The organism is uncultured Plantibacter sp., from assembly GCF_963518075.1.
Lineage (GTDB): Bacteria > Actinomycetota > Actinomycetes > Actinomycetales > Microbacteriaceae > Plantibacter > Plantibacter flavus_A.
Genome location: NZ_CAUQHZ010000001.1, coordinates 371899 through 396700 on the forward strand (window position 1 = coordinate 371899; position 24802 = coordinate 396700).

Here is a 24802-nt window from a genome sequence, read left to right on the forward strand (position 1 = left end):
CCGACCGTCAGCGTCGCGTGGAGATGCGACCGTAGGCGTCGACCGTCACGATGAGCGACTCGACCTTGCGGTTCACGACGCGGATGATCACGACGATGAGCCAGAGCCCGCCGGTGAGGAGCGTCAGGATCAGGTTCCAGAACCAACCGATGCGCTTCTGTCGCTGCAGCACGGCCTGCTGGCCCTGCACCGACGACACCGTCCAACCGCGCGCGGCGTAGCGGGCGACTTCGGCGTTCAGGACGGCGGTGAGCTGCTCCATCGGGAGCGGTGTGGAGGAGGACATGCCTCGAATCTACCCGTCGCGGGCGCCAGGCCCCCGAGCCCGACACCGCCGGTCCCTGAGCTCGTCGAAGGGCACTCTACGATCGATGTATGCGCATCCGTCTCGCCGAACCCGCCGACCTGCCTGGCGTCCTCGCCATCCACACCGACGCCGTCGCGAACGGTGTCGCGATCTGGACCGAGGTCACGCCCGACCTCGCCGAGCGCGAGGCATGGCTCGCGCGCCACCAGGAGCCGGGCCGGGTCGCGCTCGTCGCCGTCGCCGACGGCCCCGACGACGCCCTCCCCAAGGGTGACGTCCTCGCCTACGGCAGTTACGGTCCGTACGCCGCGAAGGACGGGTACCGCCACACCGTCGAGAACTCCGTGTACGTGCACCCGGACGCACAGGGGCGCGGCCTCGGCAAGGCGCTCATGGTCGAGTTGCTGGAACGTGCCACGGCCGACGGCCATCACGTCATGCTCGCCCTCATCGAGGCCGAGAACACCGCATCGATCGCCCTGCACACGAAGCTCGGGTTCGAGCAGGTCGGCCTGCTGCCGGAAGTCGGGACGAAGTTCGGCCGCTGGCTCGACCTCGCCATCCTGCGCCGCACGCTCGTCTGAGCCCTCCCGCCGGTTCACAACTCCTGCTCGCGTCGGTCGTGCGTTCGCAGATCGGCTCAGCCCCGGCATGCTGCTGCGCTCCTGCGACGAACTGCAGGAGTTGTGAACCCGCGGGAAGCTCGGCGAGGCGTCCTGCCGACTGAGGCGCTGCGACCGGGATGCGCTGCGCACAACTCCTGCTGGTCGGTCAGAACACCGCCCAGGAGCAGCCCGGCCCCGGGTACGCGCCCGGGATGCAGGAGTTACGAACCGGGGACGGGAGCCGTGATGACGACCCGGGCGACCGCACCCGCAGCGAGGTCCACGGCGCGCGGCTCGGACGCGCCGGTCAGGATGACCCGCACTGGTGTCTCGCCGAGGTTGCCGAGGATCACGACGGTCTCGCCTGCGGCATCGACGGCGGCGATCGCGGTCACACCGGCCGACGAGACGGGTGGCCCGGCGACGGACGACCCGGCACCGAGCGACACCCCGCCGATCTCGACCGCGACGCGCTGCCGTCCGCTGAGCTCGGCGATCCACCCGAGCACCCGGCCGGCAGCCGTGAGCGTCCCGTCGGCCGCGACGAGCCCACGCGGTCCGGTCGCCTCGAAGTACGACAACGATTCGACCCCGGAGACGGCCAGCGCCGCGACACTGCCGACGACCCAGGCACCGAGCGCCTCCGCCGACTGCCGACAATCCGTCGCGCCGGGTACGTGCTCGGCACCGAAGCCCGCGCGGAGTTCCGAGTCGCGGGAGTCACCGGCGCTGGCCCGCGTGGTCGCGACCGCGTTGTAGCGGGCGCCGAGCGTGACCGGCCCGACGTGCAGCGGGCGGCCATCGGCGATCCTCACGGCGTCCGCCACGACGACCGCCTGCATGCCGAGCGATTCGACGAGCTGGTGCCCGCCACGGTCGTGCATGAACGGCGTGATGCTGAAGGCCACCGGGCCCACCCAGCGCTCGAGACGCGCGTGGTTGCGGTTGAGCTCCGTGAAGTGCGCGCGCGTGCCGCCGACGAGCTCGGGCTGCGGCGTCGGGACCTCGGCCCACAGGGTTCGCAGGACCTCGCCGAGCGCGGTCAACAGCGTGACCTCCGAGAGGTGGGTCCGGCGATGGAACGCCCCGACGCGCACGACGGGCACGGCCGCGTCACGCAGCCGCCGCAGCACCGGCTCGGCCTCCTCGCCCGTCCCGAGCACGAGTCGGAGGTCGAGGGGCCCGCCGCCGGCCTGGCGCACGGCGCGATCGAGGATGGCCGGCCAGTCCTGGTTCGTCGGGTCGATCTCCACGAGGATCCCGGTGATCGTGTCCGGGATCTCGGCGCCCGCGCGGCCGCCGTCGGCGTCACTCGACACCGAGGTCCAGATCGTGGGGATGGTGCCGTCGAGTGGTGCGCCGATCCGCCCTTCGACAGGCTCAGGGACCGGGTCCTCTCGTTGCCCCGCGAGCTCTGTCTCGGACACGACGGTGACGGCGAGCGGCGTCGCCAGTGGGGCGTCGGCTGGCTCGGCAGCGCCGACCCGTGCACAGCTGACCTCGACGGACTGCTCCACGACGTCACCGACCGCCAGTGCGACGGGGAACGGCAGCGAGAGGGGCGTCGAATAGGTCTTGAACGAGGCGTCGGTCCAGTTGCGCTGGTCCTCCATCTCGAAGACGTCACCGCTGAAGCGGACCGTGGTCGCGACGCGGTCGCCGGTCCAGGCGAGGGACCCGATGCGGATCGCCGGCTGATGCGGAGCGACGTGCTCCGGGAGGCGCACGGTCGTCGTGGACCCCTCCGGGTGGCCGACGACGAGCTCGGTGCCGGCGAGCGCCGGTGACTGCAGCACGATGAGACCGATGCGCGCGCGCCGGAACGCGGCGGTCACCTCGGCCCGGACGGCGACCCGCAGTGTCGACGCTCCGAGGTCGACCGACAGGGACCAGGCGACGGTCTCGCCATCGTCGCCGACCCGGCCGCGCAGGGCCAGGCCGCTCGTCGTGCGGTCGACCGCGTCGACGATGACGGGCAGTGTCTTCCAGTCCTGGTCGCGGACGACGAAGCGGATGCTGCGCAGCACGGGCTCGCCGTCGAAGGCGATGTCGTCGAGCTCCGAGCCGCGGAGCGAGGCCGACCAGGGCCCCCGGCCGACGGCGAGGGCGTCACGCTCGCGGTCGAGCAGGAGGTCGGATGCGACGCGGAAGGCGGTTCCCGAACGCGAGGTCATGATCGTCGGCTCAGAGGCTCGTCATGCCGCCGTCGACCCGGAAGGTCGCTCCGGTGGCGAAGCTCGACTCGTCGCTGGCGAGGTACACCATGATGCCCTCGACGTCCGAGGCCTGGCCGGGACGACCGAGCGGGATGCGCCCGACGATGGCGGCACGCGACTCCGGGTCGCCGGAGATCGCGGTGACGAGCGGGGTCTCCGTGTAGCCGGGGACGACGGTGTTCACGCGGATGCCCTGATCGGCGTAGGCCGCGGCGACGGTCCGGCCGAGGCCGTGGATCCCGGCCTTCGTGGAGCTGTATGCCGTGAAGTCGGCGCCCTCGCCGTTGAGCCCGGTCGGGCTGCCCGTGAGGATGATCGAGCCGCCGCGGCCGAGCATGGCGCGGACGGCGTGCTTGGTCGTGAGGAAGGTGCCGGTGAGGTTGATGTCGACCGTGCGCTGCCAGACCTCGAGGTCGAGGTCGGCGATCTTCGCGTCCTGGCCGAAGAGCTGTACGCCGGCGTTCGCGACGACGACGTCCGGGGTCTTGCCGGCGGCGTCCATGACCGCGAAGGCGGCCTCGACGCTCGCTTCGTCGGCGATGTCGAGTCGCACGGCGATAGCGGTCGGGAAGGGTGCCGCCGCATCACGGGCGGCCTGGATGTCGCGGTCGGAGAAGACGACGGCGGCATCCTCACGAGCGAACCGCTCGGCGACCGAACGTCCGATCCCCGATCCGGCACCCGTCACGAGCGCGGTCTTTCCTGCAAGTCGTCCAGTCATCGTCGCCTGTCTCTCGTGCGGTGTTGCGGGGGTGGTGTCGCGGGTGTCGTCTCGGGTGTCGCAATGGCTGTCGCGGGTGCGACATCGGGTCGTCTGCAGCCTATCCGGCACAACCGGTTGACCGCATGTGACGTTCGCAATTCAGGACGGCCGCGGCGCGCCGACCCGGATCGGGGGAGGGAGCGGGCCGACGCGCCGGGCACGTCCTGAATTGCGAACAGTTGGGGAAGCGGGCTACCGCTCGATCTTGTCGAGGTGGAGCATGGCGGCGAGGTTCTTGTCGAGCTCGTCGTCCTGGAAGACCTTCTTCCAGTCGTCCTTGATGATCGCGCTGCGGCCGTAGTCCATCGCGATGAGGCACGCGTCGGAGAACGGGTTGTCGCCCTTGAGCGAGTTCGCGAGGGCGACCTGCGTGTGGCCGAGGAGGATCGCGCGGGCGGCCGGCTCCGGCACGCCCATGGTGTTGACGGCCTCGTCGAGCGACTCCTTGAGGAGCGCGCCGATCATGCAGGCGATCGTCTCCACGAGGGTCGGTTCGAGCTGCGCGAGCTGCTTGACCGTGACCCAGTGGACCTCGCCGACGGGGGCGAAGATCGCCCGGACGACGGCCTCGACCTGCGCCTGCTTCTCGGCGTCGTCGGACTCGATCGCGGCGATGGCGTCCTGGAGGGCGGCGATGCCACCGAAGGTGTCCGCGTACTCCTCGGGCGTGTGGCGCTCGACGAAGACCGACGGGTGGCAGGGGTGCGTGACGGCCTGGATGACGTCGTCGCGACGCGTCAGCAGACCCGCGTACGCGGCGGCCGGGTCGAGCGTGAGGAGCACGGCGCCCGACTTCATGAGCGGGACGACGCCGGCGGACACGGCCTTCAGGGCGAGGTCCGGGACGGCGAGGATGACGACGTCGGCGTCGGTGACGGCCGCGTCGGTCTCGGTGAGCTCGCGGCCGGCCTCGGTCACACGCTCCTGGCCGGCGGGCGACACCTCGCTGTAGAAGACGGTGTGGTTGGTCTTCACGAGGTTGTTGGAGACGCGCATGCCCATCTTGCCGCCCGCGCCGATGACGGCGATGGTGAGCTGGTCCGCGACGGTGGTGGTGTCGGTCATGATCTTCCTTCTCTCAGGTACTGCAGGTTGTGTGCGGTCCACGTGCGCTCGAGCTCGATCGTCTCCGTGATGGAGTCCCCGAGCGGGAGCCAGTGTTCGATGATCTGGTTGACGCCGCGCTCGTCCGGTCGGACGACGGCGGTGAGGGCTGGGTAGTCGAGCAGGCCGGTGCCGAGCGGGGCACCCTCGAGGGTGAAGCCGACCCAGCCGCCCCGGCGGGTGAATGCGAAGTCCTTGACGTGGATGTTGCGGACGTACGGAGCGGTGCGCTCGATGACGTCACTCGGGTGTTCGAGCCGGGCGACGGTGTTGGCGGGGTCGAGGCAGATGCCGAGGTTCGGGTGGTCGACGGCGGTCACGAGGTCGACGAGCTCCTGCGACGACAGCTGCTCGTAGGTCTCGAGTGCGATCGTCACGCCGGCCGCCTCGAACGCCGGAAGCACCGTGCGGAGTCGATCGACGGCGTCGGTGTGTGACGGCCGGTCGTCGCCGGAGGTCGCCATGCTGCGCAGGAGCTTCGCGCCCAGCACGGTGGCGATGTGGAGGAAGCGTTCGAGGTGCGCGACCGCGATCCCCTTCGTCCCGAGTTCGAGGGCGACCCCGCGCTCGCGGGCGACCTCGGCGATCCGGCGCAGTTCCTCGTCGGACATCGACTCGATGCGGGCGTCGTCGCAGATCTGGAAGAGCTCGACGCCGGCGTCGGCCGTGCGCTCGATCATGCCGATGACGCTCAAGCGCTCGGGAGCGAGCTCGGAGCCCTCCCAGAAGAAGGTGTAGGTGCCGAAGCCGATCATGCTGTCCTCGGTCCCTGAGCCTGTCGGAGGGTGCCATCCTGAGCCTGTCGAAGGGCCTCGTCGAGCACGGCCTCGAGCGCCGCGACGTCGTGGGCGAAGCGCCCGAGGAACACACCGTCGACGTCGTCTCCGAGCGCGGTCAGCAGACCGGGACCCGCACTGCCGCCGTAGATGACGGAGCTGCCGACACGATCGGGTCGCGCGGTGATCGATTGCTTCAGGATCGCGCCGACGGCTCGCACGTACTCGGCAGACGCGGGTTCAGCCGCACCGATCGCCCAGACGGGCTCGTAGGCGACGATCACCGGTCCCGCCACGGCGTCGGCGAGCGCGGAGTCCAGCTGGCGCACGCACTCCGTCGCAGCCGCTTCGGGCGTCGTGCGCTCGACCTCGCCGATGCAGAGCACGGGCGAGATGCCGTTGCGCAGGGCGGCGGCGGTCTTCTCGGCGACGACCTCGTCGGTCTCGCCGAAGAGGGAGCGGCGTTCCGCGTGGCCGACCTCGACCACGGCGACGCCGACCTCGGCGAGCTCGGGGCCGCCGACCTCACCGGTGAACGCGCCACGGTCCGCGCTCGCGAGGTCCTGCGCTCCGACCAGCACGCCCGTCCCGGCGAGGGCCGCCACCGACGGCGCGACCGCGAGGTAGCCGGGGATGACGAACAGTCGCACGCGACCATCGACCACGGCCTCGTGCCGACGGGCCAAGGCGCCGACCTGCTCGATCCACTCGAGGGTCTGCGCGTGGCCGAAGTACATCTTCAGGCTCACGCCGACCACGCGGGGCGCGGTCGACCTGGGCGCGGTCGACGGGGAGGCGGTCATCAGCAGGAGCCCGTCGCCTCGTACTCACCGATGACGGCGACCTTCTCGGCACTCGCGCTGGTCTCGTCGAAGCGGTAGGTGAGCCACTCGCGGACGAGGCGGCGGGCGAGCTCGATGCCGATGACGCGCTGGCCCATCGTCAGGACCTGCGCGTTGTTGCTGAGGACACCGCGCTCGACCGAGAAGCTGTCGTGTGCCGTGACGGCGCGGATGCCGGCGACCTTGTTGGCGGCGATCGCGACGCCCAGACCGGTGCCGCAGAAGAGGAGCGCGCGGTCGGCCTGGCCGGACGCGACGAGTTCCGCTGCGGCGATCGCGACGCGCGGGTAGGCGGTGTGGCCGTCGGCGTCCACGCCCACGTCGACGAGCGAGGCGACGCCGTCGTGCTGCTCGAGGTCGCGCTTGACGATCTCCTTGTAGTCGAACCCGGCGTCATCCGAGCCGATGACGATGCGCAGCTGATCGGTCATGCGTGTACTCCTTCGTTGGTGGTGGTGCTGGTGGAGCCGTCCGGCGTAGTGGTGCCGGCGGCGCGCTCGAGGACGGGGACGATCGCCGTGACGATGAGGCCGAACGAGTAGGCACCGGCGTCGACCGTACCGAGGCTCTTCTCCGCGTGCGGACGGGCGCGGCCCATCTTCGGCAGGAGGTCCGCGGTCTCAGCGGCAGCGGTCGAGGCAGCCGCAGCGGCGGTCGTCCAAGCGGCGACGAGGTCGGAACCGTCGGCGACGGCTGCACGCAACGTGGTGGTGAACGGCACGAGCGCGTCGACCATCGTCTTCTGTCCGACCTCGGCCTTGCCGAACGACATGATGCCGTCGACCGCGGCCTGCACGCCGGTCGCGACGTCGGTGCGCCCTGGTGCGGCCTCGTCACCGAGGGCGGTTCCGACCGAGCGGAGCGCGAGGCCCCACAGGGCACCGGACGTGCCGCCGGCGCGGTCCGCCCAGGCGTCGCCGGCCAGGTGCAGGACGGTGTGGGCACCGGCCCCGGCATCGGCGGCGGCGTGTGCGGCGGTGACGGCGGCACGAGCACCGCGCTGCATGCCGATGCCGTGGTCACCGTCGCCCGCGACGGCGTCGATCCGGCCGAGCTCCTCGACGTTCGTGTCGATGACCTGGACGAGCGCGTCGAGGGCCTCGACCACGACCGCGGCGGCGGCCCGGGACGCGTCGGAGGCGGCGGGGATCTCGGCAGCCGTCTCGGCGACGATCTCCGACGGGTCGAGCTGTTCGGCCGCTGCGACGACGCCCTTGCGGTAGGCGGGGGTGTCGGCACCGGCAGCCCAGAAGCCCTCGAGCTCCTCGTCCAACCAGAAGAGCGTGAGCGAGACGCCGGCCATGTCGAAGCTCGTGACGAGCTCGCCGACCTCGGGGTCGACGATCTCCACCCCTGCGGCCTCGAGCTGCGCGGCGACCGCACGGTAGACGACGAACAGTTCCTCGTACTTCACCGAGCCGAGGCCGTTGAGGATGACGCCGACGCGAGCGCCGGTGGCCTCGGAGACACCCTCGGGCAGTTCCGCGAGCAGCGAGGAGACGAGCAGCGTGGCGAGTTCATCGGCCGTCGGCACGTCGGTCTCGTCGATGCCGGGCTCGCCGTGGATGCCCATGCCGACCGCCATGCGCCCCTCGGGCACGGTGAACAGCGGCTCGGTCGCGCCCGGCAGGGTGCAGCCGCTGAACGCGACGCCGAAGGACCGGGTGCGCTCGTTCGCGTGGGTGGCGACGCGGACGACCTCGTCGAGGTCGTAGCCCGCCTCGGCCGCGGCGGCGGCCGACTTGAAGACGGTGAGGTCGCCCGCGATACCGCGACGCTTGTGTTTCTCGGCGAGGGGCGCGCTCGAGATGTCGTCGGTGACGGCGACGCTGCGGGTGGGGATGCCCGCCGCATTCAGCGCGTCCTGCGCCTGGGTGAAGTGGAGCACGTCGCCCGCGTAGTTGCCGTAGCTGAGGAGGACGCCGCCCCCGCGCTGCGCCGCCTTCGCGACCGACTCGACCTGATGGGCGGACGGCGACGCGAACAGGTTGCCCATCGCCGCACCGTGCGCGAGGCCCTGGCCGACGATGCCGCCGAACGCCGGGTAGTGGCCGGAGCCACCGCCGATGACGAGCGCGACCGTGCCCTCGGGCGTCCGGGTGCTCCGGACGACACCACCGGTCACGCGCCGGACCTGGTCACGGTTCGCGGCGACGAAGCCGTCGATCATCTCATCGGCGAAGTCCGCCGGGTCGTTGAAGAGGCGCGTCATCGGGTCTTACCCGTGAGGTCGTCGTGCGAGACGCGCAGCTCGCGAGAGCTCCGCTGCTTCGAGAGGATCACCATGAGCGTGGCGGAGATCATCATGAAGCCACCGACGATGAACATCGGGACGACGTACTGCGGGGTGTCGCCGACCTTGGTGAGGTCCGCGACGGCACCGGTGATGTACGGCGCCGAGAACCCGGCGAGGTTGCCGACCGTGTTGATGAGCGCGATACCAGCGGCCGCTGCCGCACCGGTGAGGAACTGCGTGGGCAGCGTCCAGAAGTTCGGCAGCGCGGCGAAGATCGCCATGGCGGTGACCGCGATGATCGCGATGGTGAGGGCGGGCGAGTTGGCGAAGAGCGCGAGCGGGATGCTCACGGCACCGACGATCGCGGGGATCACGATGTGCCAGGTCTTCAGGCCACGGCGCGTCGCGTCACGAGACCAGAAGTACAGGGCGATGGCGGCCGGCACGTACGGGATCGCCGTGATGAGGCCCTTCTGCATGACGTTGAACTCGGTTCCGAACGTCTCCTGGAAGCCCTCGATGATCGTGGGGAGGAAGAAGCCGAGCGCGTAGAGGCCGTAGATGAAGCCGAAGTAGATGAACGCGAGCATCCAGACGCGACCGCTCGTGAACGCGTGCTTGAGGCTGACGTGGCCCTGCTTCTGCTCGGTGGTGGCCTTCTCGTGTGCGAGAGCCGCGGTGAGCCAGGTCTGCTCCTCGGGGGTGAGCCACTTGGCCTCGGACGGACGGTCCTTCAGGTAGAACCAGGCGATGACACCGATGAGGATGGCCGGGAGCCCGACGCCGAGGAACATGAAGCGCCAGCCCTCGAGACCGAAGAACACGCCGTGCTGACCGATGAGCCACCCGGCGAGGGGTGCGCCGATGACGGTGGTGAGCGGCTGCGCCAGGTAGAAGAGGGCGAGGATCTTACTGCGGTGCTTGGCCGGGACCCAGAGGCTCAGGAAGAGGATCGCTCCGGGGAAGAAACCGGCTTCGGCGACACCGAGCACGAAGCGGAGGATCGCGAGCTGCTCGAAGTTGGCGACCCAGGTGAACAGGACCGCGACGATACCCCAGGTGACCATGATGCGGGCGAGCCAGCGGCGGGCACCGAACTTGTTGAGCGCGAGGTTGCTGGGCACCTCGAGCAGGATGTAGCCGATGAAGAAGACGCCGGACGCGAAGCCGAACTGGGCGGCGGAGAGCGCGAGGTCCTCGTTCATGCCGTTGGGGGCGGCGAAGCCGATCGCGGTGCGGTCCAGGTAGTTGATGAAGAACATCAGCGCCACGAACGGCACGAGACGGATCGAGACCTTCCGGATGGCTGATCGCTCGACAGCCGGGTTGGCCGCGGGGGCGGTGGTGTCCACTATGACTCCTCGGGTGGGCGGCATCGATGCCGCGGGCAGGGCGTGGTCCGGGCCGGACCGGAATGAACGATACATCAACCGGTTGACCAATTCAAGCAGTGGGCTCCGGGCATGCCGACCCGCCGCGATACAGTGAACCCATGCCTGCGTTCCCGGATCGGCCGACCGACGACATCTCGTCCAGCCTCGGACCGGTCGCCGTGGGATCCGCCGTCTCCGCCGTCGCGAAGCGCCTGCTCGACCACTTCACGAGCGGTGAGATCGCCCCGGGGACCCGCCTCCCACCGGAGCGTCAGCTCGCCGCGTCCCTCGGCATCGGGCGGTCCGCCGTCCGTGAGGCCCTGGCGGCGCTCGAGATCCTGGGCGTCGTCGACGTCCGCCCGGGCAGCGGCACCTACCTCCGCGGCAGCGTCTCCGAGCTCCTCCCCGAGACGCTCAGCTGGGGCCTCATGCTCGGCGAGCCGCGGACCCGCGAACTCATCGAGGTGCGCGGTCAGCTGGAGGTCTTCGCTGCTGGCCTCGCCGCGACGCGCATGGACGACATGGCACGCAACCGGCTGCGCAACCACCTCACCGCCATGAGCGAGGCGGGCGCCAATCGCACCAAGTTCATCGAGGCCGACCTGAAGTTCCACCTGGAGCTCGCCTCGGCCACCGGGAACCGCGTGCTCTCCGACCTCCTGCAGAGCATCCGCTCGCTCCTCCGCATCTGGGTGGAGCGCGGCATCCACGATGACGTCGACGCCCAGCGCGCCTTCGAGGAGCACGAGGCCGTCTACGAGGCGATCATGTCGGGCGACCCCGCGGCGGCCACGGCTGCGATGCAGCACCACATGGACACCGCGACCGAGCGCCTCAACCGCACCCTCACGGCGTAGCACTTCGACAGGCTCAGTGACCGGGCCTGGTCTCTGAGCCGTCCAAGGGCGGTCAGGCGCGGATCGCCTCGACGACCGTGCCCACCGCGGCCTCGACCGCGCGCGTTCGCGCGTCGGCGTCCTCGCCCTCCGAGTCATGGAGGAAGGTCGTCACGCCGCGGCGAGCGCCACAGAAGTCGACGATGCCGTGCTCGAGCTGCGTCCGCATCGCCTGCTCGTAGCCGTGGCGGTCGTAGACCCCGGCGTCGTCGCCCGCGATCGGCACGAGGTGCACACGCAGGCGGTCGAGCTTCCGGACGATCCCGCCGTCCGCGTCGAGGCCGAACGCCCAGCCGTTGACGAAGACGCGGTCGAACCAGCCCTTGAGGAGCGCGGGCGTCGACCACCAGTACACCGGGAACACGAGCACGAGGTCGGTGGCCCGGTCGAGCCGCTCCTGCTCGGCGGCCACGTCCGGGGTGAAGTCCCCGCCGACGCGGTAGGTGTGGCGGTCCGCGAGCGTGTACCGCGGGTCGAAGCCCTCCGCAGCCAGGTCCGCGACCTCGACGCCGGCCGGGTCCGAGGTCGAGCGCAGCTCCTGCGCGAGCCGGTGGGCGAGGTGATGGGTGAGGGAGTCGGGGTCGGGATGGGTGGTCACGATGAGCGTCGGCACACTCCATCATCGCCTGCATCGAGCGCGGGATCCGCCGTTCGGCACCCTCTGCAGGATGACCGGGGTCCGTCCGCCGACTGATGCCGACGGCGCGGCGAGCGCCCTACAGTTGTCGGAATGAGCGGGTGGACATGGCAGGCGTGGGTCGGACTCGTCGGCGGCACGGTGATCTTCTTCGCCGTCCTCGGTCCTCTTCTGCTCGTGCAGCTCCGTCGCTACGGCCAGATGTCGCTCCCTCGGGTGATCGGTGCTGCGGCGGTCAGTGTCTACGCGGTGGCCCTCGTCGCCTACACGCTGCTGCCACTGCCCGATGAGCGCGCGAACTGCAGCACGGCCCACGGGGCGCTCGAGCTGATCCCCGGTCACTCGATCGGTGACATCGCACGGGAGACCGCCGGGCTCTCGGTCCTGAGCACGCTGACGAGCCACGCGTTCCTGCAGGTCGTCCTGAACGTGATCCTGTTCATCCCGTTCGGCGCCATCGCGCGGCGGTACTGGAACCGTGGGCTCGGTGTCTCCATCCTGCTCGGGGCGCTCGTCTCCCTGCTGATCGAGTCGACGCAGTACACGGGCATCTGGGGCTTGTACGAATGCGCCTACCGGGTGGCGGACGTCGACGACGTGATCACGAACACGGCGGGCGCCGCGATCGGAGCGCTCATCGCCCCGATCGTCCTCGGGTGGATGCCGAGCGCGCGAGCCCTTCGCGCCACCCGCGACCGGGCGCGACCGATCACCGTCTGGCGACGCTGGTTCGGTATGGTCCTCGACGCGTTCGCCGTGAACCTGTCGATCACGGTGCTGTCGCTCGTGTTCGTCGTCCCACGCGTCCTGCTCACGGGTGCGACCGGGACCGCCAACGACCCGACGCTGCCCGAGGTGCTCAGCATCGGCGCTGGCACGGTCGTCCTCGTGATCGTGCTGCCGGCGCTCATCGGGAGCGGTGCGTCGCTCGGGCAACGCCTCGTCTGGCTCGCTCCGCAGTGGCCGGACGGACGCGGATCGGCGGCTCGCCGCCTCTACCGCGGGTCCGTCGTTGCCCTGCCGTACATCGCCACGACGACCGCCGCGCAGATACCCGACGCCGCGAGCGGCCTCACGCAGACGATCGTCGGGATCATCGGGATCCTCAGCTTCGTCATCGTCGCCACGGCCGTCGTCTCCGTACCGTTCACCCGGCACCGCCGCGGCGTCTCGTACGTCTCCGTCGGCGCGGACCTGCGCGACGCACGGGCGACGACGCCGTAGCGCGACAGCAGGAGATCAGCGCCGCAGCAGGACCCACTCGCTCGAAGGCTCCTGCCCAGGGGCGGACCTCCTGGTGCCGCGCCGGCCGCTCGGCGCCTAGAGCTCGGTACCGAGGAGCCCCGACAGGAAGGCGTGGAGCTCGTCCGCCATGTCGACCGACTCCGGCGCGAGCAGCCACTGCACCTGCAGGCCGTCCATGAGCGCGAGGGTCATGAAGGCCGCGCTGGTGGTGGGGAAGCCGGCCCGCACGCGTCCTGCGGAGACGAGCAACCCGAAGGTGCGCTCGAGCCGCGCGCGCGTGCCCTCGTAGCGCTCGACGAAGTAGTCGTGCGCCGGGTGGTCGGGCGAGGTCGCCTCCGCCGAGAGCGTGCAGTAGAGCGCGACCACGCCGGGCACGGAAGCGTTGTACCGGGCGAGTGCGACCAGCCCCCGGAGCGTCTCGATCGGGTCGTCGCCGTCCATCGGGACGAGCGTCGCCGAGAGGTCGTCGCGGTGGGACAGCACGGCGGCGAGCAGCGCGCTCTTGTTCGGGAAGTGGTGCAGGAGTCCTGCCTCGCTCATCCCCACCTGCGCGGCCACCTCCCGAAGCGAACCCGCGCGATATCCCCCGTTGGCGAAGACGGCGAGCGCGGCGTCGAGGATCGCGACGCGCTTCATACCGGTTTTCGCATATGCACCGCGGGGCTTCCCCTGCGGCTTGTTCCCGGTCTTGACCGATGTCATCGGACGACCTCCCCCTTCGGACGGCTTCACGATAGCGCGTTCCCCGTCGAACGCCGCGGCCTGGTCGTGATCCAACTGTGACATGGTCGAAAACAAAAAGCTAGTGACCACTCGGCTTTCGTGCTAGCGTCCTCAATCACCAGCGATCCGATGAGGGATTGCTCACAGCGAATGGACAAAGATGTTCCGATGGAAGACGACCGCAGCCGTCGCGGTCACCGCTGCTGCACTCGTGCTCACCGGATGCTCCGGTAGCACCTCCGGCTCTGACAGCGGCTCCGGTGGCACCCTGATCCTGGGTGCGATCACTCCCCCCACCACGTTCGACCCGGCCGGCTCCGAATGGGGCAACCGCTCGCCCTTCTACCAGGCCGTCTTCGACACCCTGCTCGTCGCCACAGCCGACGGCGAGATCGTGCCGTCGCTCGCGACCTCCTACGAGTACAACGACGACAACACCGTCCTGACCCTCAAGATCCGCGACGACGTCACCTTCACCGACAAGTCGAAGCTCACCGCCGACGTCGTCAAGCAGAACCTCGAGCGCTTCAAGACCGGCACCTCCCCCGACGCCGGCTACTTCGCGGGTGTCGCCTCCGTCGAGGCGCCCGACGACACCACCGTGGTCATCACCCTGAGCGCGCCGGACCCGGCCATGCTCAACTACCTCACCCGCGACCCCGGCCTGATCGCCAGCGCGGAGTCGTTCGACAGCCCCGACCTCGCCACCAACCCGGTCGGCTCCGGACCGTACGTGCTCGACACGGCCGCGACCGTCACCGGCACGAGCTACAGCTACACCGCGAACCCCGACTACTGGAACAAGGACTGGCAGCACTACGACAAGCTGACCATCAACGTCCTCCAAGACGCGACCGCCGGCCTGAACGCCGTCAAGTCGGGCGAGGTCAACGGCATCAAGCTCGCGAACAACGACAACCTCGCCGAGGTCGAGGGCGCCGGCTGGACCGTCAACGCCAACGAGCTCGACTTCCAGGGCATGCTGCTCCTCGACCGCGCCGGCACGATGAACCCGGCGATCGCCGACGTCCGCGTCCGTCAGGCCATCAACTACGCGTTCGACCGCCCGGCTCTGCTCAAGGCGCTGCAGAACGACAACGGCACGGTCACGGGTCAGGTCTTCCCGGAGAACTCCCCCGCCTTCGACAAGTCGCTCGACGACCGCTACGGCTACGACCCCGAGAAGGCCAAGGAGCTGCTCGCCGAGGCGGGTTACGCCGACGGTCTGACGCTCTCGATGCCGTCCTCCACGGTGCTCGGCGCCACCACCTACACGCTGATCTCTCAGCAGCTGGCCGACGTCGGGATCACCGCCGAGTACACGGACCCGGGCAACAACTTCATCGCCGACCTCCTGGCCCCGAAGTTCCCGGTCTCCTTCATGGCGCTGGAGCAGAACCCGGACTGGCAGCTCATCCAGTTCATGATCGCCCCGAACGCCGTCTTCAACCCCTTCAAGTACGACGACCCGAAGGTCGACGAGTACATCAAGCAGATCCAGTACGGCGATGAGGCGACGCAGGGCAAGGTCGCGAAGGAACTGAACCAGTACATCGTCGAGCAGGCGTGGTTCGCCCCGTTCTACCGGGTGCAGGGCAGCTTCGCGACGGACGCCAACACGACCGTCAAGATGATCCCGACGAACGCGTACCCGTCCATCTACGACATCCAGCCGAAGTAGTCCGCTGGTCCTGAGCCTGTCGCGGGTCCGCCCTTCGACAGGCTCAGGGACCGGAACCGGAACCCGTCGCAGGCCCGGCCGTCGACAGGCTCCGGGACCGGGACCGACCGGTCGCACGTGTCGTATCGACCCCGGCCCGCCAGAGTGTCCAGCGCTCGGGCGGGCCGGCCCCAACACCCCTCACTCACCCACTTCCTGGAGTGACCCATGCTCGGATTCATCCTCAGACGCCTGGTGTCCGGCGTCGTCCTCATCTTCGTGATCTCCGTGATCGCGTACTCCCTCCTCTACCTCGGCGGCGGCGACATCGCCCGCCGGATCCTCGGCCAGAGCGCCACCACCGAGACCGTCGCGAAGAAGGCCGCCGAACTCGGCCTCGACCGCCCGTTGCCGGTGCAGTACCTCGACTGGATTGCCTCCGCCTTCCAGGGCGACCTCGGCCGCTCGTGGTTCACCGGCCAGCTCGTGTCCTCGGGCGTCACCGGCCGCCTCGCCGTCACCCTCTCGATCGTGCTCGGCGCGACCATCATCGCCGCGATCGTGTCCGTCATCCTCGGTGTCCTCGCCGCCCGTCGCGGTGGATGGATCGACAACGTCGTCCAGTTCATCTCCGTCATCGGCTTCGCGATCCCCAGCTTCCTCATCGCGCTCGTGCTCGTCATCACCTTCGCGATCAACCTCCGCCTGTTCAAAGCCACCGGGTACATCCCGATCACCACGTCCTTCTCCGGCTGGGTCGCCTCGGTGACATTGCCGATCATCGCCCTCGCGATCGGCGCCATCGCGACGGTCTCGCAGCAGGTGCGCGGTTCCGTCGTCGACGCGATGTCGAAGGACTACGTCCGGACGCTCCGCAGCCGCGGGCTCGGTACGGGCCGCGTCATCTACAAGCACGTGCTGCGGAACGCCGGCGGCCCCGCCCTCGCCGTCCTCGCCGTGCAGTTCATCGGCCTCCTCGGCGGCGCCGTCATCATCGAGCAGATCTTCGCCCTCCCGGGCATCGGTCAACTCGCCGTGCAGGCCACGACCCAGGGCGACATCCCCATCGTCATGGGGGTCGTCATCGCGACGGCCATCATCGTCGTCGTCGTCAACCTGCTCATCGACCTCGCGCAGGCTGCGCTCAACCCGAAGGTGCGACTGTCATGACCGCCATCGAAACCCCGCTCACCGTCCCGACCCCGCAGGTCCGCGTCAACCTCCTGCGCCGGCTCCTCAAGCGCCCGATCGGCGCCGCGTCCCTCGTGTTCCTCGTGCTCATCGGGGTCGTCGCGATCTTCGGACCGCTCATCGCCCCGCAGGACCCGAACCTCGCGTCCCTGCAGCAGGTCCTTGCGCCACCGAGTGCCGACCACCTCCTCGGAGCGGACAGTGCCGGGCGCGACGTGTTCTCCCGCCTGCTCGCCGCCACCCAGATCAGCGTCGCCGCAGCACTCCTCGCCCTCGTCGTCGCGATCGTCATCGGGGTTGTCGCCGGACTGATCGCCGGGTACTACCAGGGGTGGTTCGACTCCGTGTCCTCGTGGTTCACGGGCCTCATCATGGCGCTGCCCGGCATCGTCGTCCTGCTGGCCGCCCGCGCCGTCCTCGGCCCGTCGGTCTGGATCTCGATGGCGATCTTCGGCATCCTGCTCTCGCCCTCCTACTTCCGCCTCGTCTACGCGGCGGTCACGGCCGTCCGCTCGGAGCTCTACGTCGACGCCGCCCGGGTCTCGGGACTCAGCGACCCGCGCATCATCGGCAGGCACATCCTCTCCGTCGTCCGCGCACCGATCATCATCCAGTCGGCGATCATCGCGGGCATCGCCATCGCGATCCAGTCCGGCCTCGAGTTCCTCGGTCTCGGCGACCTGTCGGTGCCGACCTGGGGCTCGATGCTCAACGACGGCTTCACGAACATCTACAAGGCACCGATCCTCATGGTCTGGCCGTCGCTCGCGATCGCGCTCACCTGCATCGCGCTCACCCTGCTCGCCAACGCGATGCGCGACGAGCTCGAGCGCACCGTGTCCGTCCGTCGGCGCCGTCGCAAGATCGTGACGACGTCGAAGACGGGCTCGAACACGATCGTCACGCAGTCGATCAGCACCTCCGGGATCAGTGAGGACGAGATCGTCGGTGTCCCGCCCATCCGCCACGACGACGACGCCCGCGCCGCCGTCCGCGCCGAGGAGCTCGTCCTCAGCGTCCGCGACCTCCGCGTCGGCTACGACCAGGAGGGCGGGCGCGTGACCGAGGTCGTCCACGGCGTCGACCTCGACATCCGCAAGGGCGAGGTCCACGGCCTCATCGGTGAGTCCGGCTCGGGCAAGACCCAGACCGCGTGGGGTGTCCTCGGGCTCCTGCCGCGCGGCGGTCGGGTCACCGACGGGACGATCCGATACGAGGGCACCCGGCTCGACACCCTCGGGGAGCGCGAGTACACGGCCATCCGCGGCAAGCGCATCGGCTACATCCCGCAGGAGCCGATGTCGAACCTCGACCCGGCGTTCACGATCGGCAGCCAGCTCGTCGAACCCCTGCGCGTCACCCTCGGCCTCAGCAGGAAGGAGGCGACGGACAAGGCACTCGCCCTGCTCGAGCGGGTCGGCATCCCGAACCCCAAGCGCACCTTCGCCGCATTCCCGCACGAGGTCTCGGGCGGTATGGCGCAGCGTGTGCTCATCGCCGGCGCCGTCTCGACGGACCCGGACATCATCATCGCCGACGAGCCCACCACCGCGCTCGATGTGACCGTGCAAGCCGAGGTCCTCGACCTGCTGCGCGACCTCCAGGCGGAACGCCACATGGCGATGCTCCTCGTGACGCACAACTTCGGTGTGGTCGCCGACCTCTGCGACCGCGTCTCGGTCATGCAGAACGGCCTCATCGTGGAGACCGGGCCGGTGCGCTCGATCTTCAACCACGCGCAGCACCCGTACACGCAGTCGCTGCTCGGCGCGATCCTCGACGAGGGTCCCGCCCGACCGACACTCGCGACGAACCTGACAGGAGAGACCCGATGACGTCGTCACTGCTCGAGGTGAAGGACCTCGAAGTCGAGTACCCGGGCAAGGGGTTCCGCGCCCAGTCCTTCAAGGCGCTCAAGGGCGTGTCGATCGACATCAAGCCCGGTGAGACGGTCGGCCTCGTCGGCGAGTCCGGCTCCGGCAAGACCACGCTCGGTCGCGCCGTGCTGGGCCTCGCCCCGGTCACCGGCGGCAGCATCCGCTACCGCGACCAGGAGATCGGGCACCTGAAGCGCAAGGAGCGCCGGGCGCTGAGCTCGGAGATCCAGGTCGTGTTCCAGGACCCGTACTCCTCGCTCAACCCCTCGCTCACGATCGAGCAGATCCTCACCGAGCCGCTCACCGTCCGCGGCGTCTCCGGTGCCGACGCCCGCAGGCGCGTCGGATCCCTGCTCGACCAGGTGCAGCTGCCTACCGGCGCGGCCTCACGGCTCCCCCGCGAGTTCTCGGGCGGGCAGCGGCAGCGCATCGCGATCGCCCGGGCGCTCGCCCTCGATCCGAAGCTCATCGTGTGCGACGAGCCCGTGTCGGCCCTCGACCTGTCGACGCAGGCGCGGGTCCTGGACCTCTTCATCGACATCCAGGAACAGACGGGCGTCGCCTACCTGTTCATCTCGCACGACCTCGCGGTCGTCCGGCACATCAGCCACCGCGTGGCGGTCATGTACCACGGGGAGATCGTCGAGTCCGGCGACGGCGACCAGGTGACGGCGCACCCGGCCCACCCCTACACGCAGCGCCTGTTCATGGCGGCACCGATCCCCGACCCGGACCGCCAGGAGGACCGCCGGGTGGAGCGCCGCCGCCTCATCGACGAGCAGCGTGCGGCGGAGTCCGCCGCCTGACCGTCGCTTCGACCGCCCGGTCGGCCGGGGCCAGGAACCTGGCCGGCCGGGCGCACCATTCGGTTCCCGAGACCCACCCACCATCGGTCCCCGAGACCCCACAACCGGTCCCCGAGCTTGTCGAAGGGCCACCCCAGAACGGACCCACATCGCATGACCATCACCACTCCCCGGCACGCCGCCGCCACGAAGCCCGTCGACACCGCGGCGATCGACGCCCTCGTCGCCCGGCTCGACCTCGAGGAGAAGGTCGCACTCGTCTCCGGCGCCGACTTCTGGACCACGGTCCCGCTCGAGAAGATCGGCCTGCGCGCCATGGTGCTGTCCGACGGCCCGGCCGGCGTCCGCGGTCCGCTGTGGGACGAGCGCTCGCCGTCGATCAACCTCCCGTCGGCGACCGCGCTGGCGTCCTCCTGGGACCCGTCGCTCGCCTACCGATACGGCGCCGTCGCGGCGGCCGAGGCCCGCCGCAAGGGCGTCGACGTCGTCCTCGGCCCGACCATCAACCTCCACCGCTCACCGCTCGGCGGGCGGCACTTCGAGGCGTTCAGCGAGGACCCGGAACTGACCGGCTCGCTCGCGGCCGCCTACGTCAGCGGCCTGCAGGACAACGGCGTCGCCGCGACCCCGAAGCACTACGTCGCCAACGACTCCGAGACCGACCGCTTCACGGTCGACGTGCGCGCGAGCGAGCGCGCCCTCCGCGAGCTCTACCTCGCGCCGTTCGAGCGCACGGTGACCGAGGCCGGCACTTGGGCGATCATGAGCGCCTACAACTCCGTCGACGGCGTCACGATGAGCGAGAACGACCTGCTGGAGACGCCGCTCAACTCGGAGTGGGGCTTCGACGGCGTCGTCGTCAGCGACTGGACCGGTGTCCGCAGCCTCGGCTCGGCGCCGGCGTCGCAGGACCTCGCCATGCCCGGTCCCGCTCCCGCATGGAGCGCGGCACTCGTCGAGGCCGTCCGCGACGGACGCGTCGCCGAATCCGACGTCGACCGCAAGGTCGCCCGACTCCTCGCCCTCGCGGTCCGCGTCGGCGCACTCGGTGACGAGGCGCTGGCACCGGCCCCGGTCGACGGGGTCGCCTTCTCCCGCGAGGCCGAGACCGAGGGCGTCGTGCTCCTCGACAACGACGGCACCCTGCCCCTCGACGCGGCCACGCTCACCCGCGTCGCCGTCATCGGGCACAATGCCCGCGACTCCCGCACCCAGGGCGGTGGCAGTGCGACGGTCCTCCCCGAACACACCGTCAGCCCGCTCGAGGGGCTCCGACTCGCGCTCCCCGAGGCGACGATCGACTACGCCGTCGGCGCGATCGTGCAGGAGGGCGTCGCAGAACTGCCGCTCGAGCGCCTCACCAACCCTCGCACGGGTGACCCCGGTCTCGTCGCCACCTTCCTCGACGCCGACGGTGCGGAACTCTTCACCGAGGACCGCCGTTCCACCGCGCTCGTCTGGTTCGGCGGCGACGCCCCGGTCACCACGGCGTCGCAGCTCGTGCTCACCACCACGTACACACCGGAGGCCACCGAGCAGCTGCGGCTCGGCTTCGCCACGGGGCTCCACGGCCGGCTCTTCGTCGACGGCGTCCTCCTCGTCGACGAGCAACCCGTGGTCGTCGGGAACGACCTCGGCGCGGCGCTGCTCGCCCCGCCGTCGGCGACGGGGGCGTTCGCCGCCCAGGCCGACGTCGCCGTCGAACTCCGCGCGGAGTTCGACCTCTCCCCGAGCGAGAACGGTCTCGGCGCGATCAGCGTCACCGTCGGTCGCGCTCCCGACGACTCCGACCCCGACGCCCTCATCGCCCAGGCGGTCGATGCGGCCCGCGCGGCCGATGTCGCCGTCGTGGTCGTCGGCACGAACGCGAAGGTCGAGTCGGAGGGCTGGGACCGCAGCGACCTCACACTCCCCGGCCGTCAGGACGAGCTCGTCCGGGCCGTCGCCGCCGTGAACCCACGCACCGTCGTGATCGTCAACTCCGGCGCCCCGGTCCTGCTCCCCTGGAGCGACGAGGTCGCCGCCGTGCTCCTCGGTTGGTTCGGCGGACAGGAGATGGGCAACGCCCTGGCCGACGTGCTCCTCGGTGTCGCCGAACCCGGTGGTCGCCTGAGCACCACCTGGGCTGCAGCGCTCGACGACGTCCCGGTGCTCGACGTCACCCCGGTGGACGGCGTGCTCCGCTACGAGGAGGGCATCCACATCGGCTACCGCGCATGGCTCCGCTCGGGTGCCACGCCCGCCTACTGGTTCGGGCACGGGCTCGGGTACACGAGCTGGTCCATCGACGGTGGCGAGGTCTCGGGTGACGTCGCCTCCGGTGACGCCCGCGTCTCCGGGACCGCGACGAACACCGGTGACCGCGCCGGCAAGCACGTCGTGCAGGTGTACGCGGAGCGACCGGACTCCTCGGTCGACCGCCCCGTACGCTGGCTCGTCGGATCGGCCGTCGTCCGCGCGGGCGCCGGCGAATCGGTCGCCTGGGAGGTCGCCCTGCCTGCGCGGATCTTCGCCCACTGGGCGGACGGCTGGCAGGTCGAGCCAGGTGACGTCACCCTCCGGATCGGATCGTCCGTCGTCGACCTCGTGGACGAGCACGTCGTCACCATTGCGGCAGGGACCTCCCGATGACCGCGCACGTCGCGCAGATCGGCCGTCTGCGGGCGGAGACCCGTGACGACAGTCCCGCGGTCGCGACACCGACGCCTCGATTGAGCTGGACCGTCGAGACATCGGGCGCCGACTGGGTGCAAGCCTGGGCCGAGCTCCGGGACGGCAGTGGTGCCACGGCGCGCGTCGAGGGCCGCGACTCCGTCCTCGTCTCCTGGCCGTTCCCGCCGCTCGCGCCGGACGAGGTGCGCGCCGTCGAGGTCCGTGCCGCGTCGACCGCCGGTGAGGAGACACCTTGGAGCGAGCCGATCGACGTCGAAGCCGCGTTCCTCGCCGACGGAGCCTGGGCCGCCCGCTTCATCGGTCTCGCGGCGCCCGGGCGTCCGGCGCAACCGATCCGGGTGCGCCGCACGTTCACCGTCGAGCAGCCCGTCCGTCGCGCCCGGCTGTTCTGGACCGCGCTCGGTGCCGCCGAACCGCAGCTCAACGGGGTTCCCACCTCGGAGGACGTCCTCTCTCCCGGCTGGACCGCCTACGGCGACCGCCTCGTGCACGAGACCGTCGACGTCACCGCGCTCGTCGAGCCGGGCGAGAACGTCCTCGCCGCGACCGTCGCCGGTGCCTGGTACACCGAGCGCTACGGGTTCTTCCAGTTCGCCGAGCGGATCTACGGCGACCAGCCACGCTTCGCCGCCCAGCTGCAGCTCGACTACCTCGACGGGACGACGGAGACGCTCGTCACGGATGCGAGCTGGTCGGCGGCCGACGGTGCCGAGCTCGTCGACAGCGGCATCTACGCCGGCGAGGCGATCGACACCACCCTGGCCGAACCCGGCTGGTCGACGACGGCGTTCGACGCGTCCGCCTGGGCCCCGGCCCTCGTCGACGACGCCGCGCACCCGGTGCCGGAGGCCCGCATCGCAGCGCCCGTCCGCCGCATCGAGGAGCGCGCGGTGGCGGAGGTGCTCACCTCGCCGTCGGGCGCGACCATCCTCGACTTCGGCCAGAACCTCGTCGGCCGCCTCCGGCTCACCGTCGCCGGCCCGCGGGGCACGACGCTCACGCTCCGGCACGCGGAGGTCCTCGACGAGGGCGAACTCGCCCTGCGTCCCCTCCGCAACGCCGCGGCCACCGACCACGTCACGCTCTCAGGCGACGGCGAGCAGACGATCGAGCCGCGCTTCACCTTCCACGGCTTCCGCTACGCGCAGATCGACGGTTGGCCGGGCACGTTCGACCCGGCGTCGGTCACCGCCGTCGTCCTCCACAGCGACCTCACGCGGACGGGTTGGTTCTCCTCCTCGCACGAGCTGCTCGACCGCCTCCACGAGAACGTCGTCTGGGGCATGCGCGGCAACTTCCTGAGCATCCCGACCGACTGCCCGCAGCGCGACGAACGACTCGGCTGGACGGGTGACCTGCAGGTCTTCGCCCCGACCGCGAGCTTCCTCTATGACAGCTCCGCCTTCCTCGACTCCTGGCTGCGCGACCTCGCGCTCGAACAGGGACACCAGGACGGTGTCGTCCCGATGGTGGTCCCGGCCGCGCTGTCCGGCTTCGCCGGTGGCGGTCCGACCGCGGCCTGGGGCGACGCGGCGACCGTCGTGCCGTGGGTGCTCCACGAGCGCTACGGCGACCTCGGGATCCTGCGCGAGCAGTACCCGTCGATGCGCTCCTGGGTGGAGGCCGTCCTCCGGGTGAGCACCGACGGTCTCTGGTCGAACACCTTCCAGCTCGGCGACTGGCTCGATCCGAGCGCGCCGCCGGACCAGCCGGCGAAGGCCAGGGTCGACTCGGACATCGTCGCGAGCGCCTATCACGCGCGGTCCCTCCGGATCCTCGCCGACACCGCCGGGCTCCTCGGGGAGACGGCGGACGCCGAGCGGTACGGCGACCTGGCAGAGCGGAGTCGGGCGGCCTTCGCCGCCGAGTACGTGACGCCCGGCGGCAGGATGATGTCCGACGCGCCGACCGCGTACGCCCTCGCCCTGCGGTTCGACCTCGTCGACGATCCCACCGTCCGACAACGCCTCGCGGACCGCCTGGCCGACCTCGTCCGCGCAGACGGCTACCGCATCGGCACCGGTTTCGTGGGGACGCCGCTCATCACCGACGCGCTCGCCGACGGCGGACACCTCCGCGCGGCCGGCCGCCTCATGCTCCAGACCGAGAACCCGTCCTGGCTCTCGCCCGTCACCAAGGGTGCGACCACGATCTGGGAGCGCTGGGACAGCCTGCTCGAGGACGGCTCGGTCAACCCTGGCGAGATGACCTCGTTCAACCACTACGCGCTCGGCGCCGTCGCCGACTGGCTGCACCGCACCGTGGCCGGCCTCGCGCCCGCGGCTCCCGGCTACCGCGAGCTCCGGATCGCACCGCGGCCGATCGACGGGCTCGACCACGCCGAGGCCCGACATGTCACACCCTACGGCGAGGCGTCGGTGGCGTGGCGACGCGACGGGTCCTCACTCCGGGTGTCGGCGGTCGTGCCGCCGAACACGACGGCGACGGTCGCGTTGCCGGGTGCCCCGGAGGAGATGGTCGGGTCCGGTCGTCACGACTGGACGGTCGAGGTCACGGACGCCGGCTCGAGTGCCGATGACGACATCACGCTCGGCCTCGACTCGCCGCTCTCCGAGATCATCGACCGACCGGCCGCGTACGACGCCCTCCTCAACTCGGTGGGAGCCCACGATCAGGCCAAGGCCGACGACATCCGCCGCGGCACCCAGTGGAGTCGTGGTCGGACCGTCCGTCAGCTCCTCATGTTCACGCCGCCGTCGATGCTCGACGAGGTGGACGCGGCGCTGGCTGCAGCCACTCAGGCACCAGGAGTTGCGCGATAACCCCCGCTCGACCGTTCCACGTGCAACACTCGCACCGCCCGCACCAGTAGCACCCCGCCGCCGACCCGCTCGGCCGATCACAGGAGATC

The 24802-nt window shown here is 70.5% G+C and carries 20 protein-coding genes; 9 read left to right on the forward strand and 11 right to left on the reverse strand.

Annotated features, from left to right (window positions below; genetic code table 11):
• Positions 1–7 precede the first annotated feature (7 nt).
• The gene (locus RWN05_RS01835; protein ID WP_064295400.1) at positions 8–286 is read right to left on the reverse strand and encodes a hypothetical protein; all 279 of its coding nucleotides are present in this window, start codon (positions 284–286) and stop codon (positions 8–10) included.
• 89 nt (positions 287–375) lie between these two features.
• Here RWN05_RS01835 and RWN05_RS01840 point away from each other — a divergent pair, with 89 nt between their 5' ends.
• Positions 376–891, forward strand: a complete 516-nt coding sequence (locus RWN05_RS01840; protein ID WP_314138106.1) for a GNAT family N-acetyltransferase — start codon at positions 376–378, stop codon at positions 889–891.
• Positions 892–1133: 242 nt separating this feature from the next.
• Here the strand turns inward: RWN05_RS01840 and RWN05_RS01845 are convergent, their stop codons facing one another.
• From RWN05_RS01845 to RWN05_RS01880, 8 genes are all read right to left on the reverse strand, one after another.
• On the reverse strand, positions 1134–3086 hold the full coding sequence (locus RWN05_RS01845) for a hypothetical protein (RefSeq protein WP_314138107.1): 1953 nt from the start codon (positions 3084–3086) through the stop codon (positions 1134–1136).
• A 10-nt stretch (positions 3087–3096) separates the two neighbouring features.
• The gene (locus RWN05_RS01850) at positions 3097–3849 is read right to left on the reverse strand and encodes an SDR family NAD(P)-dependent oxidoreductase (RefSeq protein WP_064295403.1); all 753 of its coding nucleotides are present in this window, start codon (positions 3847–3849) and stop codon (positions 3097–3099) included.
• 234 nt (positions 3850–4083) lie between these two features.
• Entirely contained in the window at positions 4084–4956 is an 873-nt protein-coding gene (locus RWN05_RS01855) for a phosphogluconate dehydrogenase C-terminal domain-containing protein (protein ID WP_314138109.1), read from the reverse strand.
• Positions 4953–5750, reverse strand: a complete 798-nt coding sequence (locus RWN05_RS01860; RefSeq protein WP_314138110.1) for a sugar phosphate isomerase/epimerase family protein — start codon at positions 5748–5750, stop codon at positions 4953–4955. Before RWN05_RS01860 ends, RWN05_RS01855 begins: the two co-directional genes overlap by 4 nt.
• Positions 5747–6574, reverse strand: coding sequence for a triose-phosphate isomerase family protein (locus RWN05_RS01865; RefSeq protein ID WP_314138111.1), 828 nt, complete (start codon positions 6572–6574; stop codon positions 5747–5749). The genes RWN05_RS01860 and RWN05_RS01865 overlap by 4 nt, the downstream gene beginning before the upstream one ends.
• A complete protein-coding gene (locus RWN05_RS01870; protein ID WP_064295405.1) occupies positions 6574–7044 on the reverse strand; it encodes a ribose-5-phosphate isomerase in 471 nt (156 codons plus the stop codon). The genes RWN05_RS01865 and RWN05_RS01870 overlap by 1 nt, the downstream gene beginning before the upstream one ends.
• Positions 7041–8825 (reverse strand): dihydroxyacetone kinase family protein, encoded by a 1785-nt coding sequence (locus tag RWN05_RS01875; protein ID WP_314138113.1) that lies wholly within the window; start codon positions 8823–8825, stop codon positions 7041–7043. The genes RWN05_RS01870 and RWN05_RS01875 overlap by 4 nt, the downstream gene beginning before the upstream one ends.
• Positions 8822–10201, reverse strand: a complete 1380-nt coding sequence (locus RWN05_RS01880) for an MFS transporter (protein WP_231884344.1) — start codon at positions 10199–10201, stop codon at positions 8822–8824. Before RWN05_RS01880 ends, RWN05_RS01875 begins: the two co-directional genes overlap by 4 nt.
• A gap of 140 nt (positions 10202–10341) precedes the next feature.
• Between RWN05_RS01880 and RWN05_RS01885 the strand changes: the two genes are divergently transcribed.
• On the forward strand, positions 10342–11079 hold the full coding sequence (locus RWN05_RS01885) for a FadR/GntR family transcriptional regulator (RefSeq protein WP_314138116.1): 738 nt from the start codon (positions 10342–10344) through the stop codon (positions 11077–11079).
• A 52-nt stretch (positions 11080–11131) separates the two neighbouring features.
• Here RWN05_RS01885 and RWN05_RS01890 read toward each other — a convergent pair whose 3' ends face one another.
• A complete protein-coding gene (locus RWN05_RS01890) occupies positions 11132–11731 on the reverse strand; it encodes an NAD(P)H-dependent oxidoreductase (RefSeq protein ID WP_314138118.1) in 600 nt (199 codons plus the stop codon).
• Positions 11732–11848: 117 nt separating this feature from the next.
• On the opposite strand from RWN05_RS01890, the gene RWN05_RS01895 reads away from it, so the two are divergent.
• The gene (locus tag RWN05_RS01895) at positions 11849–12979 is read left to right on the forward strand and encodes a VanZ family protein (protein ID WP_314138120.1); all 1131 of its coding nucleotides are present in this window, start codon (positions 11849–11851) and stop codon (positions 12977–12979) included.
• A gap of 96 nt (positions 12980–13075) precedes the next feature.
• Here RWN05_RS01895 and RWN05_RS01900 read toward each other — a convergent pair whose 3' ends face one another.
• Positions 13076–13636: a TetR/AcrR family transcriptional regulator gene (locus tag RWN05_RS01900; RefSeq protein WP_231884345.1), complete on the reverse strand. Its 561-nt coding sequence runs from the start codon at positions 13634–13636 to the stop codon at positions 13076–13078.
• A gap of 247 nt (positions 13637–13883) precedes the next feature.
• Between RWN05_RS01900 and RWN05_RS01905 the strand changes: the two genes are divergently transcribed.
• The 6 genes from RWN05_RS01905 (at position 13884) to RWN05_RS01930 (ending at position 24713) form a co-directional block, all read left to right on the forward strand.
• Entirely contained in the window at positions 13884–15404 is a 1521-nt protein-coding gene (locus RWN05_RS01905; protein ID WP_071261458.1) for an ABC transporter substrate-binding protein, read from the forward strand.
• A 207-nt stretch (positions 15405–15611) separates the two neighbouring features.
• A complete protein-coding gene (locus RWN05_RS01910; RefSeq protein ID WP_064295411.1) occupies positions 15612–16553 on the forward strand; it encodes an ABC transporter permease in 942 nt (313 codons plus the stop codon).
• Positions 16550–18409, forward strand: a complete 1860-nt coding sequence (locus RWN05_RS01915) for a dipeptide/oligopeptide/nickel ABC transporter permease/ATP-binding protein (protein WP_314138123.1) — start codon at positions 16550–16552, stop codon at positions 18407–18409. Before RWN05_RS01910 ends, RWN05_RS01915 begins: the two co-directional genes overlap by 4 nt.
• Positions 18406–19257: an ATP-binding cassette domain-containing protein gene (locus RWN05_RS01920; RefSeq protein WP_314138124.1), complete on the forward strand. Its 852-nt coding sequence runs from the start codon at positions 18406–18408 to the stop codon at positions 19255–19257. Before RWN05_RS01915 ends, RWN05_RS01920 begins: the two co-directional genes overlap by 4 nt.
• 153 nt (positions 19258–19410) lie before the next feature.
• Positions 19411–21888: a glycoside hydrolase family 3 C-terminal domain-containing protein gene (locus RWN05_RS01925; protein ID WP_314138125.1), complete on the forward strand. Its 2478-nt coding sequence runs from the start codon at positions 19411–19413 to the stop codon at positions 21886–21888.
• On the forward strand, positions 21885–24713 hold the full coding sequence (locus tag RWN05_RS01930; RefSeq protein ID WP_314138126.1) for a family 78 glycoside hydrolase catalytic domain: 2829 nt from the start codon (positions 21885–21887) through the stop codon (positions 24711–24713). Before RWN05_RS01925 ends, RWN05_RS01930 begins: the two co-directional genes overlap by 4 nt.
• The last annotated feature ends 89 nt before the right edge of the window (positions 24714–24802 follow it).

Excerpts from the sequence above, each read along its gene's own strand:
- RWN05_RS01835 (WP_064295400.1), bottom strand. The coding sequence starts at position 286 with ATGTCCTCCTCCACACCGCTCCCGATGGAGCAGCTCACCGCCGTCCTG.
- RWN05_RS01840 (WP_314138106.1), top strand. The coding sequence starts at position 376 with ATGCGCATCCGTCTCGCCGAACCCGCCGACCTGCCTGGCGTCCTCGCC.
- RWN05_RS01845 (WP_314138107.1), bottom strand. The coding sequence starts at position 3,086 with ATGACCTCGCGTTCGGGAACCGCCTTCCGCGTCGCATCCGACCTCCTG.
- RWN05_RS01850 (WP_064295403.1), bottom strand. The coding sequence starts at position 3,849 with ATGACTGGACGACTTGCAGGAAAGACCGCGCTCGTGACGGGTGCCGGA.
- RWN05_RS01855 (WP_314138109.1), bottom strand. The coding sequence starts at position 4,956 with ATGACCGACACCACCACCGTCGCGGACCAGCTCACCATCGCCGTCATC.
- RWN05_RS01860 (WP_314138110.1), bottom strand. The coding sequence starts at position 5,750 with ATGATCGGCTTCGGCACCTACACCTTCTTCTGGGAGGGCTCCGAGCTC.
- RWN05_RS01865 (WP_314138111.1), bottom strand. The coding sequence starts at position 6,574 with ATGACCGCCTCCCCGTCGACCGCGCCCAGGTCGACCGCGCCCCGCGTG.
- RWN05_RS01870 (WP_064295405.1), bottom strand. The coding sequence starts at position 7,044 with ATGACCGATCAGCTGCGCATCGTCATCGGCTCGGATGACGCCGGGTTC.
- RWN05_RS01875 (WP_314138113.1), bottom strand. The coding sequence starts at position 8,825 with ATGACGCGCCTCTTCAACGACCCGGCGGACTTCGCCGATGAGATGATC.
- RWN05_RS01885 (WP_314138116.1), top strand. The coding sequence starts at position 10,342 with ATGCCTGCGTTCCCGGATCGGCCGACCGACGACATCTCGTCCAGCCTC.
- RWN05_RS01895 (WP_314138120.1), top strand. The coding sequence starts at position 11,849 with ATGAGCGGGTGGACATGGCAGGCGTGGGTCGGACTCGTCGGCGGCACG.
- RWN05_RS01900 (WP_231884345.1), bottom strand. The coding sequence starts at position 13,636 with ATGAAGCGCGTCGCGATCCTCGACGCCGCGCTCGCCGTCTTCGCCAAC.
- RWN05_RS01905 (WP_071261458.1), top strand. The coding sequence starts at position 13,884 with ATGTTCCGATGGAAGACGACCGCAGCCGTCGCGGTCACCGCTGCTGCA.
- RWN05_RS01910 (WP_064295411.1), top strand. The coding sequence starts at position 15,612 with ATGCTCGGATTCATCCTCAGACGCCTGGTGTCCGGCGTCGTCCTCATC.
- RWN05_RS01915 (WP_314138123.1), top strand. The coding sequence starts at position 16,550 with ATGACCGCCATCGAAACCCCGCTCACCGTCCCGACCCCGCAGGTCCGC.
- RWN05_RS01920 (WP_314138124.1), top strand. The coding sequence starts at position 18,406 with ATGACGTCGTCACTGCTCGAGGTGAAGGACCTCGAAGTCGAGTACCCG.
- RWN05_RS01925 (WP_314138125.1), top strand. The coding sequence starts at position 19,411 with ATGACCATCACCACTCCCCGGCACGCCGCCGCCACGAAGCCCGTCGAC.
- RWN05_RS01930 (WP_314138126.1), top strand. The coding sequence starts at position 21,885 with ATGACCGCGCACGTCGCGCAGATCGGCCGTCTGCGGGCGGAGACCCGT.